General features: G+C 69.1%; 15 protein-coding genes and 2 pseudogenes. 11 read left to right on the forward strand and 6 right to left on the reverse strand.

Going from position 1 to position 17,223, the window contains the following annotated elements; genetic code table 11:
- The first annotated feature begins 16 nt into the window (after positions 1-16).
- The 4 genes and pseudogenes from ACLFOB_RS05620 (at position 17) to katG (ending at position 4,881) form a co-directional block, all read left to right on the forward strand.
- The gene (locus tag ACLFOB_RS05620) at positions 17-676 is read left to right on the forward strand and encodes a response regulator transcription factor (protein ID WP_410916358.1); all 660 of its coding nucleotides are present in this window, start codon (positions 17-19) and stop codon (positions 674-676) included.
- Positions 673-2,055, forward strand: a complete 1,383-nt coding sequence (locus tag ACLFOB_RS05625; RefSeq protein ID WP_410916357.1) for an ATP-binding protein — start codon at positions 673-675, stop codon at positions 2,053-2,055. The genes ACLFOB_RS05620 and ACLFOB_RS05625 overlap by 4 nt, the downstream gene beginning before the upstream one ends.
- Positions 2,056-2,240: 185 nt before the next feature.
- Positions 2,241-2,421: pseudogene (locus ACLFOB_RS05630) on the forward strand (hypothetical protein); the annotation flags it as partial.
- A gap of 285 nt (positions 2,422-2,706) precedes the next feature.
- Positions 2,707-4,881 carry a catalase/peroxidase HPI gene (gene katG, locus ACLFOB_RS05635; protein ID WP_410925390.1) on the forward strand — a complete coding sequence of 725 codons (2,175 nt, stop codon included), beginning with the start codon at positions 2,707-2,709 and terminating at the stop codon, positions 4,879-4,881.
- A gap of 532 nt (positions 4,882-5,413) precedes the next feature.
- On the opposite strand, the gene ACLFOB_RS05640 is transcribed toward katG, so the two are convergent.
- Positions 5,414-6,343 carry an ABC transporter ATP-binding protein gene (locus tag ACLFOB_RS05640; protein ID WP_410925392.1) on the reverse strand — a complete coding sequence of 310 codons (930 nt, stop codon included), beginning with the start codon at positions 6,341-6,343 and terminating at the stop codon, positions 5,414-5,416.
- A gap of 81 nt (positions 6,344-6,424) precedes the next feature.
- Here ACLFOB_RS05640 and ACLFOB_RS05645 point away from each other — a divergent pair, with 81 nt between their 5' ends.
- Positions 6,425-6,619, forward strand: coding sequence for a zinc-finger domain-containing protein (locus tag ACLFOB_RS05645; protein ID WP_410916354.1), 195 nt, complete (start codon positions 6,425-6,427; stop codon positions 6,617-6,619).
- A gap of 520 nt (positions 6,620-7,139) precedes the next feature.
- Here the strand turns inward: ACLFOB_RS05645 and ACLFOB_RS05650 are convergent.
- Positions 7,140-8,207, reverse strand: a complete 1,068-nt coding sequence (locus ACLFOB_RS05650; RefSeq protein WP_410916353.1) for a succinylglutamate desuccinylase/aspartoacylase family protein — start codon at positions 8,205-8,207, stop codon at positions 7,140-7,142.
- 99 nt (positions 8,208-8,306) lie between these two features.
- Positions 8,307-8,960 (reverse strand): peroxiredoxin, encoded by a 654-nt coding sequence (locus tag ACLFOB_RS05655; RefSeq protein ID WP_410925394.1) that lies wholly within the window; start codon positions 8,958-8,960, stop codon positions 8,307-8,309.
- Between the two features lie 172 nt (positions 8,961-9,132).
- Here ACLFOB_RS05655 and ACLFOB_RS05660 point away from each other — a divergent pair, with 172 nt between their 5' ends.
- The 6 genes from ACLFOB_RS05660 (at position 9,133) to ACLFOB_RS05685 (ending at position 14,751) form a co-directional block, all read left to right on the forward strand.
- Positions 9,133-10,578, forward strand: a complete 1,446-nt coding sequence (locus ACLFOB_RS05660; protein ID WP_410925396.1) for an aldehyde dehydrogenase family protein — start codon at positions 9,133-9,135, stop codon at positions 10,576-10,578.
- Between the two features lie 100 nt (positions 10,579-10,678).
- Entirely contained in the window at positions 10,679-11,596 is a 918-nt protein-coding gene (locus ACLFOB_RS05665; protein ID WP_410925398.1) for a ring-cleaving dioxygenase, read from the forward strand.
- Positions 11,597-11,713: 117 nt separating this feature from the next.
- On the forward strand, positions 11,714-12,172 hold the full coding sequence (locus ACLFOB_RS05670; protein WP_410916349.1) for a MarR family winged helix-turn-helix transcriptional regulator: 459 nt from the start codon (positions 11,714-11,716) through the stop codon (positions 12,170-12,172).
- 402 nt (positions 12,173-12,574) lie between these two features.
- Positions 12,575-12,721 (forward strand): hypothetical protein, encoded by a 147-nt coding sequence (locus tag ACLFOB_RS05675; RefSeq protein ID WP_410916348.1) that lies wholly within the window; start codon positions 12,575-12,577, stop codon positions 12,719-12,721.
- 34 nt (positions 12,722-12,755) lie between these two features.
- Entirely contained in the window at positions 12,756-13,670 is a 915-nt protein-coding gene (locus ACLFOB_RS05680) for a fumarylacetoacetate hydrolase family protein (RefSeq protein WP_410916347.1), read from the forward strand.
- Positions 13,671-13,980: 310 nt separating this feature from the next.
- Entirely contained in the window at positions 13,981-14,751 is a 771-nt protein-coding gene (locus ACLFOB_RS05685; protein WP_410916346.1) for a DUF1013 domain-containing protein, read from the forward strand.
- A gap of 516 nt (positions 14,752-15,267) precedes the next feature.
- On the opposite strand, the gene recR is transcribed toward ACLFOB_RS05685, so the two are convergent.
- The 3 genes and pseudogenes from recR to ACLFOB_RS05700 all read right to left on the reverse strand — a co-directional run.
- Positions 15,268-15,861, reverse strand: a complete 594-nt coding sequence (gene recR / locus ACLFOB_RS05690; RefSeq protein ID WP_410925400.1) for a recombination mediator RecR — start codon at positions 15,859-15,861, stop codon at positions 15,268-15,270.
- Between the two features lie 31 nt (positions 15,862-15,892).
- Positions 15,893-16,237: a YbaB/EbfC family nucleoid-associated protein gene (locus ACLFOB_RS05695; protein WP_410918223.1), complete on the reverse strand. Its 345-nt coding sequence runs from the start codon at positions 16,235-16,237 to the stop codon at positions 15,893-15,895.
- Between the two features lie 282 nt (positions 16,238-16,519).
- Positions 16,520-17,223 (reverse strand): annotated as a pseudogene (locus ACLFOB_RS05700) (DNA polymerase III subunit gamma/tau); the annotation flags it as partial.

Raw genomic sequence — 17,223 nt, forward strand, 5'->3', positions numbered from 1 at the left:
GGAGAACCGAACCGTCATGCGGATACTGATCGTGGAGGACGACGAGACGCTGGCCGACGGTCTGACCGTGGGCCTCAGGCTTGCCGGATTCACGCCGGAGCAGGTCGCCACCTGCGCCGATGCGCGCCAGGCGCTGGCGCAGAATGGCTTTGCCGGCGTCGTGCTCGACCTGATGCTTCCCGACGGCTCGGGCCTCGAGATCCTCGCCGAGCTTCGCGCGACGGGATCGCGCCTGCCGGTCCTGCTGCTGTCCGCGCTCGACGAGGTGTGCGACCGGATCGCCGGGCTCGACGCCGGAGCCGACGACTACCTCGGCAAGCCGTTCGATCTGAACGAACTGGGCGCGCGTCTGCGCGCGATCCTCCGCCGCGGCGAGGGTCGGGCCGCGGCGGAACTGTCCTGGAACGGTCTCGTCGTCGACCCGTCGCGGATGCGCGGGCGCCGCGACGGGTCCGATATCACCTTTTCGCAGCGCGAATTCGTGATCCTCACGGCGCTGATGGAGCGGCCCGGCGCGATCCTCGACAAGGCGGCACTGGAAGAGCGGCTCTACGGCTGGCAGGAGGGGGTCGAGAGCAACACGGTCGAGGTCCACGTCCACAAGCTGCGCGCGAAGCTCGGCGCGGACTTCATCGAGACGGTCCGCGGTTTGGGCTACCGGCTGGCGGGTCCATGAATTCGATCCGCCTCCGCCTGTTCCTGATCCTGATGGCCGCGACGGGGGCCGTCTGGCTGAGCGCGGTCCTCTGGATCCAGCATTCCACTCGCGCGGAGGTCGAGCGCGTGCTCGACGCCCGCCTCGCCGAGGCGGCGCGCATGGTGTCCTCGCTGATCGAGGACCGCCGCATCGACGTGGCGCGTGTCGCGGACGCCGTCGCCGACGGACCCGAGGGGCTCCGGACCGCCGCGAGCGACTATTCGCACCAGCTGTCATGTCAGATCTGGTCGCTCGACGGCGTGCTTGCCGGTCGGTCGAGCGGCGCGCCCGACGCGCGGCTGACCGGCGCCGGCGAGGGCGAGGGATTCTCCACCACCACGGTCGACGGAGAGAGATGGCGCGTCTTCGCCATGTCGAATCCCGAACTCGGCGTTCAGGTGATGGTGGGCGACAGAATGCAGGTGCGCGAGCGGTTGGTGGCGGATGTCACCACCGGCCTCGTCCTGCCGGCGCTCCTGATCTTTCCGGCGCTGGCGGGGCTCATCTGGCTCAGCGTCGGGCGCGGACTGAAGCCGCTCAACCAGATGGCGATCGCGCTCGCCGCGCGGCCGGCAAGCGATCTCAGTCCGCTGCCCGAGGCGCCGCTGGTGCGCGAAATCCGCCCCGTCGGGGCCGCGCTGAACGGCCTCTTTCGGCGCGTCGAGGCGGCCCGCGAGCGCGAGCGCAGCTTCACCCTCTTCGCCGCGCATGAGCTCAAGACGCCGCTCGCCGGTCTGCGCGCGCAGGCGCAGGTGGCGGCGATGGCGCCCGACGAGGCAACGCGCGCCCGGGCGCTGGATCGGATCGGCCAGAGCGTGCAGAGCACCGACCGGGTGGTTCGGCAGCTCCTCGATCTGGCGCGGGTGGATGCGGAGGTCCCGACCGGGAACGGGCCGACACAGTCGGCCACCGACCTGGCCCGCGACGTGATGGACGACCTGCAGCCTGCGGCAGCAAGGCGTCGCGTCGAGATCGTTGCCGATCTGGATGCGCCGGAGGCGCCGCGGTTCGGCAGTGACGCCTTCCTCTTCGTGGTGGCGCTGCGGAACCTCGTGGAGAACGCGATCCTGGCGTCGCCCGAGGAGGGAAAGGTCGAGATTTTCCTGACGCGCTCCGGCGGAGAGTGGCAGTGTACGGTCGCGGATCGCGGTCCCGGCATCGCCGAACAGGACAGGGCGCGCGTGACCGAGCGGTTCTATCGCGGCCGGCAACCGTCACCGGGCGGCAGCGGTCTGGGGCTGGCCATCGTCGCCGCAGCGATGGAGCGACTCGGCGGCGTCCTTTGCCTCGAGCCGCGCGAGGGCGGCGGCGAGACGGCAACGCTCGTTTTCCCGGAGGCGCGTCGGAACCGGCAGTAACCCCGGCGGCGCGACCCCCCCGTTCGGCACCGCATGTCCCCACGGGGACCTTCGTGCCGCCGCCGGTCCAACCCACGCAAGTCCGGTGGATCGCCCTGCCGGAGCGCCATCCGGCGCCCGAGTTCGGCGGCGAGCTGCACAAGGCCGCCCCGGGCGACGCGATCTGCGCGCCGATGGCAAGATGAAAAGCCCGCGGGGCGGGGCTGCCGCTGTCTTTCGTCCAGACGCTGAAGGAGACCCGGTTCCGCAAGCACGAGCTCGGCCCTGCGACGTGGCTTCACATGCTCAGGGCCAGGTATGGGTATGGAACTGTCCGATGCCCGGCGTCTGAAGGCGCTGCAAGACGAGAACGCCAGGCTCCGGCGTCCGCGATGCGGCCGGGATCGCCGTGACGCGCGAGGGCATCGAGATGGCGCGGCTGCTGGCGCGTCAGCCTATGCATAAGATTCTATTATCATATGGATCAGAAAATACAACTTTCTCTAATCGTCGCCATTGGCTAGAACGATTCCAAGGGAGAGAGGAACCGCCTGCACGACACGGCCCGAGCGCGGGGCGCACGACCGATGCAACCGCGTTCGCGCAGCCTTCGGGGGGCGGTCCTCGACCCGAGCCGCAGTAAGACCATCACGATCACGATCGGAGAGACAAATGGACGGAAACGACATCCCCGCGGGCAAATGCCCGGTGATGCATGGCGCGATCACCGAGGTCGGCACCTCGAACATGGACTGGTGGCCGAACGCCCTCAACCTCGACATCCTGCACCAGCACGACAGCAAGACGAACCCGCTCGGGCCGGACTTCAACTACCGCGAAGAGGTCAGGAAACTGGACTTCCACGCGCTGAAGAAGGACCTGCACGCGCTGATGACCGACAGCCAGGAGTGGTGGCCGGCCGACTGGGGCCACTACGGCGGGCTGATGATCCGCATGGCCTGGCACGCCGCAGGCTCCTACCGCGTGGCCGACGGCCGCGGGGGCGGCGGCACCGGCAACCAGCGTTTCGCGCCGCTGAACTCCTGGCCGGACAACGTCAACCTCGACAAGGCCCGCCGCCTGCTCTGGCCGATCAAGAAGAAGTACGGCAACCGGATCAGCTGGGCCGACCTCATCATCCTCGCCGGCAACGTCGCCTATGAGTCGATGGGCTTCAAGACCTTCGGCTTCGCCTATGGCCGCGAGGACATCTGGCACCCCGAGAAGGACACCTACTGGGGTGCCGAGAAGGAATGGCTTGCGCCTTCCGACCAGCGCTATGCAAGCCTGGACGATCCCGCGACCATGGAGAACCCGCTCGCCGCGGTTCAGATGGGCCTGATCTATGTGAACCCGGAAGGCGTGAACGGCAATCCGGATCCGCTCAAGACCGCGCAGCAGGTGCGCGAGACCTTCGCCCGCATGGCGATGAACGACGAGGAGACCGTCGCGCTCACGGCCGGGGGCCACACCGTCGGCAAGTGCCACGGCAACGGTGACGCCACGCTGCTCGGCCCCGACCCGGAGGCCGCCAACATCGAGGAGCAGGGTCTCGGCTGGAAGAACCCGAACGGCAAGGGCAAGGGCCGCGACACGGTCACGAGCGGCATCGAGGGCGCCTGGACCACGCATCCCACGCAGTGGGACAACGGCTATTTCCACCTGCTTCTGAACTACGAGTGGGAGCTGAAGAAGAGCCCGGCCGGCGCGTGGCAGTGGGAACCGATCGACATCAGGGAAGAAGACAAGCCCGTCGATGTCGAGGATCCGTCGATCCGTCTGAACCCGATCATGACGGACGCGGACATGGCCATGAAGATGGACCCGGCGTACCGGAAGATCTCCGAGCGGTTCTACAACAACCCGGAAGAGTTCGACGACGCCTTCGCCCGGGCCTGGTTCAAGCTGACCCACCGCGACATGGGCCCGAGGGCGCGCTACATCGGCCCCGATGTGCCGCAGGAGGAGCTCATCTGGCAGGATCCGGTTCCCGCGGGCGACACCGGCTACGACGTGAACGCCGTCAAGCAGAAGATCGCTGACAGCGGGCTGTCGGTGGCCGAGATGGTGGCGACCGCCTGGGACAGCGCGCGGACCTTCCGCCAGTCCGACATGCGCGGCGGCGCCAACGGCGCGCGCATCCGGCTGGCGCCCCAGAAGGACTGGGAGGGCAACGAGCCCGAACGGCTCGCCCGCGTTCTCGGCGTGCTCGAGCCCATCGCGGCCGAGACCGGCGCGAGCGTCGCGGACGTGATCGTGCTGGCCGGCAATGTCGGCATCGAGAGGGCGGCCAGGGCCGCGGGCCTCGACGTGACGGTGCCCTTCGCGCCCGGCCGCGGCGACGCCACGGACGAGATGACCGACGCCGACTCCTTCGACGTGCTGGAACCGGTGGCCGACGGCTACCGCAACTGGCTCAAGAAGGAATACGTCGTGAGCCCGGAGGAGCTGATGCTGGACCGCACGCAGCTCATGGGCCTCACCGCGCCCGAGATGACCTGCCTCGTCGGCGGGATGCGGGTGCTGGGCACCAACCACGGCGGCAGCAGGCACGGCGTGTTCACCGACCGGGAAGGCCAGCTGACGAACGACTTCTTCGTCAACCTGACCGACATGGCCTACACGTGGAAGCCGGCGGGGGAGAACCTCTACGAGATCCGCGACCGCAAGACCGGCGAGGTCAAGTGGACGGCCACGCGGGTGGACCTGGTGTTCGGCTCGAACTCCATCCTGCGCGCCTATGCCGAGCTCTACGCCCAGGACGACAGCCAGGAGAAGTTCGTGCAGGACTTCGTGGCGGCCTGGACGAAGGTCATGAACGCGGACCGCTTCGACCTCGGGGCCTGATCCGACGACAGGAAGGCCGCCCGCCCGGGCGGCCTTCGCGTTCCGGGGCGGCGCAGCGGGGGAGGCCGGCGCCGCCCCGTTCCGCAGGCGCGCGCCCCTGCCGCGCTCAGCCGCTTCGCGCGCAGGCGGCGCGGGCCAGCCACCCGGGCTCGAGCTCGACGCCCCGGGCGCTCCGTCACGCGGGCCTTTGCGCCGTCGTCGGGACGCTTGTAAAACCGGAGACCGCGCCCCTCGCAGTGTTTGCCCGCGGGCAGGGACATAAGCCGGACGACCCGCGAGCTGTTCGATCTGGCCGCTCCGTCTCCCTCGTCTCCGTATCTCTCGTCTCCGCATCCCCCTCCCGATCCACGTTCCGTGTGGCGGCCGCCCGGACGCTCCCGCGCGGCCCCGAGACCCTGACCGGCGGATTTCAAGGCAGGATCAAGGCCGGCCGGGCTTGCGCGGGACCCCACGGAAGGCCAGGCCTCCGGCGGGGGTATTTTTTGCAAGAGGAAGGACCGGGCGCGGGCGATCGGCTGGCACGCCGTCCCTGTCAGCGGCTGCGGGTGAGCGACAGGAAGACGTCCTCTAGATCCGGCTCCTCGGTGCGGACGTCGCGGATCGAGATGCCGGCGGCGCGCACGGCCTCCAGTACCGCCTCGGCCTTGGTGCGCGTTGTCATGTAGCTGAGCGCGATGGCGCCGTCGGGGCGGCGTGTCACCTCCAGCCCCGGGCCGGAGGGCAGGGCGGGCACCTCGCCGTCGGGCTGGATCACCATGGTCTTGGCGTCGAGGCGCGACAGCAGGGCGGGCGTCGTGTCGTGCGCGACGACCCGGCCGTGGTGGATGATGGCGATCTCGTCGCACATCTCCTCGGCTTCCTCCAGGTAGTGCGTGGTCAGGATGATGGTGCGCCCCTGTTCGTTGAGGTGCCGCACGTTGGCCCAGAGCATCTGCCGCAACTCGATGTCGACGCCCGCTGTGGGCTCGTCCAGCACGATCACCTGCGGGTCGTGCACCAGCGCCTTGGCGAGCAGAAGCCGCCGCCGCATGCCGCCCGAGAGGGTGCGCGCGTAGGCATGCGCCTTGTCCGAAAGCCCCACGGTCTCGAGGATCTCGTCGGAGCGGCGGCGCGAGCGCGGCACGCCGTAGAGCCCCGCCTGCACCTCGAGCGCCTGGCGGGGCGTGAAGAAGGGGTCGAGGTTCAGCTCCTGCGGCATCACGCCGATGGCGGCGCGCGAGTTGCGCGGGTTCACGTCCTGGTCGAAGCCCCAGATCGCGACCCGGCCGGAGGTCTTGATGACCAGCCCGGCGAGGATGTTGATCAGCGTGGACTTGCCGGCACCGTTGGGGCCCAGCAGGCCGAAGACCGAGCCCTGCGGCACCTTGAGGTCCACGCCGTCGAGCGCGCGCTTCGCCGCTGCGCCGCCCGCGGCGCGGTAGACCTTGGTCAGCCCCTCGATCTCGATCGCCGCGGCGGTCATCGCATGCTCCCCGCTCTTTCCTTCGCGCAGACAAGCGTCTAGATCAGGCCGGGATGAGCCACAACCGCGAGGAGCGCCGGCATGCCGATCGACCCGCCCGAGACCAGGATCGTGGATCGCTGGCGCATCGCCTGCGACGGCGGCGAGGGCGCGCTGGGCCATCCGCGCGTCTGGCTTCAGATCCCGCGCGACAAGGGCTGGGTGGAATGCGGCTACTGCGACGCGAAGTTCGTGCACCGCGATTTCGCGGAACAGCTGGGCGTCTCCGAAGGCTGACAATCGCGGGCGTCGCCCGACACGCTGCGTTCTCTTTCGGGACATTCGCCGGTGTTGCCAGCCGGCGGCAGCCCGCAGGCGCGCTTGTCCGGTGTCTCCCTCGGGGGCCTGCGCGGTGTCGTCCATCGCGGCGGGCATGGGCGTGAAGGGGAGGCTTCCGGCGGCCTGCGCCTGCGCAGAGATCGATCCCGGATGGCCGCTGCTGACCGCCGCGGCGCCCGCGCCGAGGGGCGGCAGGCCGCCAGGGAAGCCGCGGCGCGAGGACGCGCGCCCGACCACGCGGTCCGCGTGGTTTGCCTGCGGGCGTGGAACGTGCGGGTGCTTTCAGTCCTCGGCGGACAGGATGGCGGGCATGGGAAACCCTTCTCCCACGTTGCAGGAGCGTCAGGGGAGGCCGGCCCTTCCCCCTGCGTTGCCAGGCTGGGGCCGCATCAGGCTGAGGCCGCCACGCGGCCCCTGCTTGCCGATCAGCGGAGTCTGAAACAGGACCGTGACGATGGCGCGCCCTCCGCGCCGGATGTCAGATGATCTCGTCCTCGTCGAAGAGCGGCGCGGCCTCCCGCGCGGCTTCCACCGCCTCGACCGCAGCCTCGGCATGGTCGGGGCGCACCGTCTCGGCCACATGGAAGAGCGCGTCGCCCTCGTTCACCACGGGCAGGTTGGTCCGTCCCACGATGATGCCGGTGATGTCCGAGGTGACCTCGACCTCCTTTTCGCCGAAAGGATCGGAGATGGCGCAGAGCACGGTGCCGGGCTCGACGATGTCGCCGGTGCCGCGATAGGCGCGCATCAGCCCGCCCACCGGCGCGCGATACCATGTCGAGGCGCGGCAGAGGGCGGGCTTGCCGTGCCGGCGGGGCACGCCCTTGCCGCCGATCATCTCGAGGTGGTGCATGACCCGCAGGATGCCCGAGACCCCCGCGCGCGCCGCGAACTCGTCGAAGCGGAGCCCCTCGCCCGCCTCGTAGAGCAGCACGTCCACGCCTTGCGCCTCCGCGGCCATCCGGAGCGAGCCCTCGCGCAGCTTCGATTCGATCATCACCGGAGCGCCGAAGGCGCGGCCAAGCTCCTTGAGGCGCGCGTTGCCGGGGGTGAGCCGGATCTGCGGCAGGTTGACCCGGCGGATCGCGGCAGAGTGCAGGTCGATGCCAAGATCGGCGCGCGCGACGATCTCCGTCATGAAGATATGCGCGAGCCGCGCGGCGAGCGAGCCCTGCGCGTGGCCGGGAAAGACGCGGTTCAGGTCGCGCCGGTCGGGCAGGTAGCGGGAATGGTTGATGAAGCCGAAGGCGTTGACGATCGGCACCGCCAGCAGCGTGCCCGCCATCGACGACAGCGGCTTCGCCCGGAGCAGCCGGCGCACGATCTCGACCCCGATCACCTCGTCGCCGTGAATCGCGGCCGAGACGAAGAGCACGGGACCGGGCCGCTTGCCGTGCACGACATGGCAGGACATCGTGACCGGCGTGTGGTCCGACAGGATCGACACGGGCAGGTCCACGGTGCGCCGCGTGCCGGGTGCAATCACCTCGCCGCCCAGTTCGAAGCCTTCACGCGCCTTGACCACGCCGCCTGTTCCTTCGTTCACCCCGTGCGCTCCGGGGTAGCGGCCGGGCCGGCGCAAGTCCACCGATGGCAAAGAAAAAAGGCCCCGCCGGGGCGAGGCCTTCTGTTCCGTGCCGGGCGATCACGCGGGACGCTTGGCCATGCGCAGGTAGGGCAGCTTGAAGTCCACATCGCCGAACTTCTCCCTGGCCTCCTCGTCCGAGACCGTCAGTGCGACGATCACGTCCTGACCGGGCACCCAGTTGGCGCCGGTGGCGATGGGCACGCCGTAGGTCGCCTGCAGCGCGTCGAGCGCGCGAAGCACCTCGGCAAAGTTGCGGCCAACCGACATCGGGTAGGTCATGATCAGCTGCACCTTCTTGTCGGGCGAGATGATGAAGACCGAGCGGACGGAGGCCGAGTCGGCGGCCGTGCGGCCGTCAGGCAGGTAGGCGTCGGCCGGCAGCATGTCGAACTGCTTGGACACTGCCAGGTCCACATCGGCGATGATCGGGAAGCCGGCCTTGGTCTCGGCATAGGTCTCGATGTCGGACTTCCACTTCACGTGGTCCTCGGTGTCGTCCACGCTGAGCCCGATGACCTTGGTGTTGCGCTTGGCCCATTCGTCCGCCAGCTGCGCGACGGCGCCGAACTCGGTCGTGCAGACGGGCGTGAAGTCCTTGGGATGGGAAAACAGGATCGCCCAGCTGTCGCCGATCCAGTCGTGAAAGGTGATTTCGCCCTGGTCGGTATCGGCGGTAAAGTTTGGCACGATGTCGTTGATGCGCAGTCCCATGGTCCGTCCTTTCTTCTGCGGCGCCCGGCTCGGCGCCTGTGACATTCTGGAAGCGAGATATGTTCTCACGTCGGGCCGGTCCAGCCCTTGCACCCCATATGGGCAGGTGACACAGTGACGCAAACCCCGACCGCCCGGTCGGGAGTTCGAGCTTCAGGAGGATGCGCGAACCATGATCGAGAAACGCCAGTTCTACATCGACGGCGCCTGGGTCGACCCGCAGGAGGGCATCGAATACAAGGTCATCAACCCGGCGACGGAAGAGCCCTGCGCCACCATCTCGTTGGGCGGGCAGGCCGACACCGATGCCGCGGTCGCTGCCGCACGGCGCGCCTTTCCGGGCTGGATGGCCACCCCGCCCGAGGAACGCATCGCGCTGCTGGAGGCGCTGCTCAAGGTCTACAAGGCCCGCTGGGAAGAGATGAGCCAGGCGATCAGCCTGGAGATGGGCGCGCCCATCGACCTCGCCCGCAAGGCGCAGACCGGCGCGGGCTACGGCCACCTGAAGGACTTCGTGCGCGCGGGCAAGGCCTTCGACTTCGAGCGCCCGCTGGGCGATCACGCGCCGAACGACCGGATCATCTACGAACCCATCGGCGTGGCGGCGATGATCACGCCGTGGAACTGGCCGATGAACCAGATCACGCTGAAGTTCGGCGCCGCGGTGGTGGCGGGCTGCACCATGGTGCTGAAGCCCTCCGAAGAGTCGCCGCTCAACGCCATGCTCTTTGCCGAGATGGTGCACGAGGCGGGCTTCCCGCCCGGTGTCTTCAACCTGGTGAACGGCGACGGCGCGGGCGTCGGCACGCAGCTTTCGGGCCACAGGGACGTGGACATCGTCAGCTTCACGGGCTCCACGCGGGCCGGCGTCCTGATCTCGAAGAACGCCGCCGACACGCTCAAGAAGGTGCATCTGGAGCTCGGCGGCAAGGGCGCCAACCTGATCTTCGCGGACGCCGACGAGAAGGCGGTCAAGCGCGGTGTTCTCAGCATGATGAGCAACACGGGGCAAAGCTGCAACGCGCCCTCGCGCATGATGGTGGAACGCTCGATGTACGATCAGGCGGTCGAGGCCGCGGCCGAGATGGCCAACAAGATCGCCGTCGGCGCGCCCTCGGAGGAAGGCCGCCACATCGGCCCGCTGGTCAACGCGCGCCAGTTCGACAAGGTGCAGGAGCTGATCCAGTCCGGCATCGACGAGGGTGCGCGCCTGGTCGCCGGCGGCACCGGCCGGCCCGAGGGCATGAACCGCGGCTACTATGCCCGACCCACCGTCTTCGCCGATGTGACGCACGAGATGCGCATCGGACGCGAGGAGATCTTCGGCCCGGTGCTGTCGATCATGCCCTTCGAAGACGAGGCGCACGCCGTCGAGCTTGCCAACGACACCGAATACGGTCTGACCAACTACGTCCAGACCACCGACCCCGAGCGCGCCAACCGCCTCGCGCGGCAACTCCGCTCCGGCATGGTCGAGATCAACGGACATGACGGTGCCGCCGGCTCGCCCTTCGGGGGCATGAAGAACTCGGGCAACGGCCGCGAGGGCGGCAGCTTCGGCATCGAGGATTTCATGGAGATCAAGGCGGTCTCGGGCTGGGGCGCGACGCCGGCCTGAGCCGACCTCTCGCACAAACGCACAGAACCGGCGCGAAAGCGCCGGTTTTGTCGTTTCTGCGCGCGGACTATCTGGGGATCAAAGCACAGGAGGCTTCGCCATGCTCACCGATCTCAACGGCCTGCACCATGTTACATCCGTCGCCGGCGCGCCGCGCACCGTCGACCGCTTCTGGCGCGAGGTGATGGGCCTGCGCCGCGTCAAGACGACCGTCAACTTCGACGACCCGTCCGTCTATCATCTGTATTTCGGCGACCGCATCGGCACGCCCGGCACCGTCATGACCCATTTTCCCTTTCCCGATGCCGACCGCGGCACGCCGGGGACGGGTGAGACAGGCCACGTCGCCTTTTCCGTCCCGCCGGGCAGCGCGGGGGACTGGGAGGCACACCTCGCCACGCATGAGGTGCCCGTGACGCGCGAGACGCTCTTCGGCGAAACGCGGCTTGCCCTGACCGGCCCCGATGGCGAGCGACTGGTGCTGATCGAGGCGGAGGACGGGCGCACGCCCTGGCCCGGCCTGCCCGAAAGCATGGCGATCCGCGGGCTGCACTCCGTCTCGCTGCGCGTGGCGGACCGGGCCGACATGCTGCCGCTGATGCACTTCATGGGCTTTTCCGAGACCGCGCAGGAGGGCGCTGTCACGCGGATGTCCGACGAGGCCGGCGGCCCCGCGCATGTCGTGGAAATCGAGCATCGGCCCGATCTGCCGCAGGCGCGGCAGGGCGCGGGCTCGGTCCATCACGTCGCCTTCCGCACCGCCGACCGCGCGAGCCAGGGGCGCATCCGCGAGGCGCTGGCCGGGACCGGCCATCGCGTCACCGAGGTGCGCGACCGCGACTATTTCCAGGCGATCTACTTCCGCACGCCCGGCGGCATCCTCTTCGAGGTCGCGACCGACGAGCCCGGCTTCACCCGCGACGAGCCGGAGGAAACGCTGGGTGAGGAACTGAAACTGCCTTCGCAGCACGCCCATCTGCGTGACGATCTCGCCAGCCGGTTGCAGCCGCTCGAGTGAGCGATACCGCTTAAGACGAACAGCGTTCGATTTTGATTGCGCAGGAGGATATCGTCGGTCCATTCTCGGCGCATGACAACGGAGCCGCCGCTGCAACGCGCTCTCTCGCGGGACGAGATGAGGCTGTTCGACATTCCCGTGCGCCGGTTGGCAGAGCGCTTCAGAGCGCTGGTCGAGCGTGATGCGTTGCGCGGGGCCGAAATCGACCTCGCGGAATGGCGGGTCGTCTTTTGCCTCGTGCAGGACGGCCCCCTGCGCCCGAATGTGCTGGCCTTGCGGGCTGTGGTTCCGCCCCGCCGTATCGGGCGCATGCTCGCGGGACTGCAGCGGCGCGGGCTGGTGGCGCGGCGTATCGACCCCTTCGACCGTCGCCGCGCCGTCGTCGAGGCCACGGAGCGTGGCGCGGCGGTCTATCGCGATCTGCGCCCCCGGATCGAGGCGATCGCGGACGAGTTCCGCGCCCTCTACACCGATGCGGAGTATGTCACCCTGATGAAACTGCTGGAACGGTCGATCCTGCGCGCGGAGGTCATGCTGGGCAGCGATCGGGCAGGGCGAGGCGCACCCGTGCGGTAAGACCCTTTGGCGCGGCTGACCGGTGCCGCATCACGGCGGGCAGCGGCCGTCCCCCTCTGCACAAGCTCGCCGGTCTTGGCTTCGGTCAACCCGTTGCGAACCTTGAAGAGGTCCGGGAAGAAATGGGAGTTCGCCATTGCCGCGAGGCAGCCGCGGAAGAAGGTGCGCCGGTGCCTCTGTCGCGCATGCCGGTCGGGTCTGCGATACCAAGATCGGCGCACTGGGCGGGCTGGCCTGCGGCGAGAACACCAACATGCTGGCGCGCTTCGCGCTCCTTGGGCGGGGGGAGCCGGTGCATGCTGCCAGCTACATCTCGCTGCCCGTCGTGCCCCCCGATTACGACATGGCAGAGGCGATCAAGCTGCGCGCGCAATCGCACAGCTGCGGGGCAAGGTCTTTACCGTGGTCTCGACCTCGACCATATCGGAGTCGGACGACGCCTGCCTCTTCTCCTTCAACGATTTTCCCGTCATGGAGGCGCTGAAGCTCTGTCGCGAACGGGCCTGTCCCGAGAACGGCGGGCAGCAGGAGGTGACGGACACCGCCTGATCGGGGGCCTCATGAAGAAGAACAGGGGACGGACATGAAGCTTGTGACCTATCGCCGGCACCCGGCGGACGCCGGGCGGCTCGGCGCGATCGTGGACGACATCGTGGTGGACCTCGCCCGCCTGGGCGCGGCGGTGGACGAGCCGCTGCCCGAGACGATGCTGGACTTCATCGACCTCGGCCCCGACGCGGTGCGCATCGCCGCGGAACTGCTGGCCGAGATGGAAGGCGACTGGCCGCTGGGCTGCACCCAGCCGCTGGCCAACGTGACGCTGATGGCGCCCATCCCGCGCCCGCGGAAGAACGTCTTCGGGATCGGGCTGAACTACGTCAAGCACATCGAGGAAAGCGCGCGTTCGCTCGACACCTCGATCGAGATGCCGGAAAAGCCGGTGGTGTTTTCCAAGCCGCCCACCGCGATCATCGGGCCGGACGCGCCGATCCTGCACAATGCCGCCATGACCCAACAGCTCGACTGGGAGGTGGAACTGGCCGTCATCATCGGCACCACCGCCACGCGCATCCGCGAAGCGGAGGCGATGGCGCATGTCTTCGGCTATTCGGTGATGCTGGACGTCTCGGCGCGCGACAACCGGCGCGCGGGCCAATGGATCTTTTCCAAGGGACAGGACAGCTACGCCCCCTTCGGCCCCTGCATCGTGACCGCGGACGAGATCGAGGATCCGCACGACCTCGACCTGTGGCTCACGAAGAACGGGGAAGAGAAGCAGCGGTCCAACACCAGCTTCATGTACTTCAAGATACCGCAGCTGATTGCGGACATCTCCTCCGGCATGACGCTGGAACCCGGCGACGTGATCGCCACCGGCACGCCCGAGGGCGTGGGCGCCGGCCGCGAGCCTCAGGAATGGATGTGGCCCGGCGACGTGATCGAATACGGGGTAGACGGCATCGGCACCATGCGCAACCCGGTGGTGAAGATCGGATGAGTCACGACCGCCTCCTCAGGATCGGCCAGATCGTGCCCTCGTCCAACCTGACGGTCGCCCTCGAGCGCGCATCATGCGGGTCGATCAGGACAGCGACAGCACCCAGTAATCGAAAACGCCCGCGCGCTCGCCCTCGGCCGAGGCGAGCGTCCTCGACAGCAGGAGCGCGCAGAGCCAGCGCATTGGGGCCTTTCCTTCGGCGGAGGTGTCCACTATATCCGGCCCGAGTTCCCCGACAACTCGAACCGCCCCGGCCCGGGGCAGCCCGATCCCGGGCGACGGGGAAGCCGTATTCGAGGAGAGTTTCGCAATGGCGAGATTGCTGCACCCCAAGGCGACCGCGGTCTGGCTGGTGGACAACACCACGCTGACCTTCAAGCAGATCGCCGATTTCACCGAGATGCACGAGCTCGAGATCCAGGGCATCGCCGACGGCGACGTGGCCGCAGGCGTCAAGGGCTTCGACCCGGTCGCCAACAACCAGCTGGAGGCCTCCGAGATCCGCAAGGCCGAAGCCGACCGCGCCTACAGGATGCGGATCAAGCCCAACCCGGCCGCGCGCGACGAGGAAAAGCGCCGTGGTCCGCGCTACACCCCCCTGTCCAAGCGGCAGGACCGGCCGGCGGCGATCCTGTGGCTGGTGAAGTTCCACCCTGAGCTCGCCGACAGCCAGATCGCAAAGCTGGTGGGCACCACAAAGCCCACGATCCAGTCGATCCGCGAGCGCACGCACTGGAACATCTCCAACATCCAGCCGATCGACCCGGTCGCGCTGGGCCTCTGCCGTCAGTCCGAACTGGACGCCGCCGTGCAGAAGGCCGCCGAGAAGAAGGCGCGCGAGGGCGCCGTGATGTCCGACGACGAGCGGCGCAAGCTGGTCTCGACCGAGCAGAGCCTGGGAATGGAGGCAGAGCCGCGCATTCCCACCGCGATCGAGGGGCTGGAAACCTTCACGCTGACCGGCACGAAGGACGAGGACGACGAGAAGACGGACGAGGCGGAATATTCGGACGCCGAGAGCTTCTTCAACCTGCCTGCCGACCCGGACGACGACGACGAGGATGACGACGACCGCCGCTGAGCGCGCTGATCTGGCTCGAGGACGGGGGCGAGGCGCCCTGTCTGCTGCCGCCGATCCGCCATCCCGACGGGGGCATCTATCTGAAGCTGGGCGGCGATCCGCAGGACCGTGGCGCTGCAGGGCGCAGCCGCGATCGGCGACTGGTTCCGCTCCGGCGGACTGGCGGAGGTGGGCGCGCAACTCGAGGCGATGGTGCGCGTCCGGATGCCGGGCCTCGCCATCCGCCGCCTGGTGTCCGACGCCTGCGTGACGCCTCATACGCCCGCCGATCGGGGCCGGCCATCGGCCGCCTGTCCAAGCGGGTCGCGGTCGCCGTCGCGGGCTGCGGACGCGGCGCGAAACGCTCCGACGACCTGGGGCGGCTGGGGGCGCTTGCCGTTCTGGGCGAGGCGCTGCCGGACTGGGCGGAGGTGCAAGCGGTCTGAGCGCCGCTCGGCGCGCCCTTGCGGGCGCTTCTCGCATCCGGCCGCGCAGGTTCCGGGCGAAGAGGCCCGCAAAGGGCCGATGAGCGCCACCTCAGAGCGGCTTTCGCGCGTTCAGCGCCGCGGTGATGGTGCCGTCGTCGAGAAAATCGAGCTCGCCGCCGATCGGCACGCCCTGCGCGAGCGAGGTGAGCGTGACGCGATCCTCCAGCCGGTCGGCGATGTAATGCGCGGTCGTCTGCCCGTCGACGGTGGCGGGCAGGGCGAGAATGACCTCGCTCACCTCCTCCTCGGCGATACGCCCGATCAGGTCGGGGATGCGCAGCTCTTCCGGCCCCACCGCGTCGAGCGCGGAGAGCGTGCCGCCCAGCACATGATAGCGGCCCCGGAACACGCCCGCGCGCTCCATCGCCCAGAGATCCGCCACAGTCTCGACCACGCAGATCTGGCCGTTCGCGCGCCGCCCGTCGGCGCAGATCGGGCAAAGCTCGGCGGTGCCGATGTTGCCGCAGCGGACACAGGCGCGCGCCGTGTCGGCGACCTGCTGCATCTGCCGTGCGAGCGGGGCGAGTTGCCCCTCGCGCCGGGCCACGAGGTGCAGCACGGCGCGGCGGGCCGAACGCGGCCCGAGCCCCGGCAGCTTCGCCATCATCTCGATCAGGCGCTCGATCTCGGTGGGCTGGGTCATCGCCCGGCGCCGTTGGGTCGCCGCACGCCGCTCAGAACGGCAGTTTCATGTCGGCCGGCAGGCCCAGCTCCTGCGTGAGCTTCTGCATCTCTTCCTGCGCCTGGGCCTGGGCCTTGGCCTGCGCCTCCTTGATCGCGGCAAGGATCAGGTCCTCGACCACCTCCTTGTCCTCGCCGGAAAAGATCGACGGGTCGATGTCGAGCGAGATGAGTTCGCCCTTGAGCGTCGAGACCGCCTTGACCAGTCCGCCGCCGGCCTCGCCCATCACGGTCATCGCCTTCATCTCTTCCTGCAGCGCCGCCATCCGCTCCTGCATCTGCTTGGCGGCCTGCATCATCTTGGCCATGTCGCCCATCTGGCCCAGTCCCTTGAACATCTTGCGCTCTCCCGCTGGTGGGTTGTCTTGCCGCCTTGATAGGGGTGTGCCCGCAGACGGGCAAGGTCAGACGAGCCGCACCGCCGCCAGCGGTCCGAACCCGCGCGCAAGGCGCAGGTGCGTCGCGCGAGCTGCCGGAAGCCGGCCGTGCCAAGGGCCTGTCGAAGGCCGCGCGGATCCCGGAAGCGCAGTGGGTTGTCGTGACCTCGCGCAACTCCAGGTCCCGGACGATAGGGCCGAAGCCGGGCGGTAGGACGCTGGGCGCATGTCGTGCGGGCGCGCTCAGTCCTCCTCGAAGGGGTCCCATTCGTCCTCGACCTCGGGAAGCGCCTCCGCGCCGGCCGCGTCCTCTGCCCTGGCGAGGGGCCGGATCGCCGTGACCTTCGCCTGCGGAAAGGCGGCCTGCACCGCCTGCATCAAGGGGTGCGACATCAGCGCCGTCTCGCGCGCCTGGGCCAGCGTGGCGCCGCCGCCCTCGTTCACCACGGTCACGGACCAGCGGACCCCGGTCCACTCGCGCAGCCGGCCCGCCAGCTCCTGTATCAGCCGCTCGGGGGCGTCGGGGGTCAGTTCCGCCTCGATCCGGCCGGGGCGGTAGGCAGCGAGCCGCAGGCAGTGCTCGACGTCATAAAGCAGCTTGAGTTCCCCCTGCGCGCGGATCAGTTCCACGACGTCCTCGAACCGCGGATAGGCCCAGAGAGTCTCGGGCGCTTCGTCCTGCGCGGGTTGCAAGGCCGCATGCGGCCCGCCGGAGGGCGAATGCGTGGGCTGCGGGCGGCCCTGCGCCACGGGCGCCCGACTGCCCGATGCGCCCTGTCCGCCCGGTGCGCCCTGTCCGCCCGGCGCGGCCTGTCCGCCGGGCGGGGGTGCGCCGGGGCCGGGCGGCGGCTGATCCTGAAGCCGGCGCAGGAGGTCCTCGGGCGAGGGCAGTTCGGCCACATGGGTCAGACGGATCACCGCCATCTCGGCCGCCATCATCGCGTTGG

Origin of the sequence: Rhodosalinus sp. (genome assembly GCF_046542825.1) — a bacterium.
In the GTDB taxonomy this organism is placed as follows: domain Bacteria; phylum Pseudomonadota; class Alphaproteobacteria; order Rhodobacterales; family Rhodobacteraceae; genus Rhodosalinus.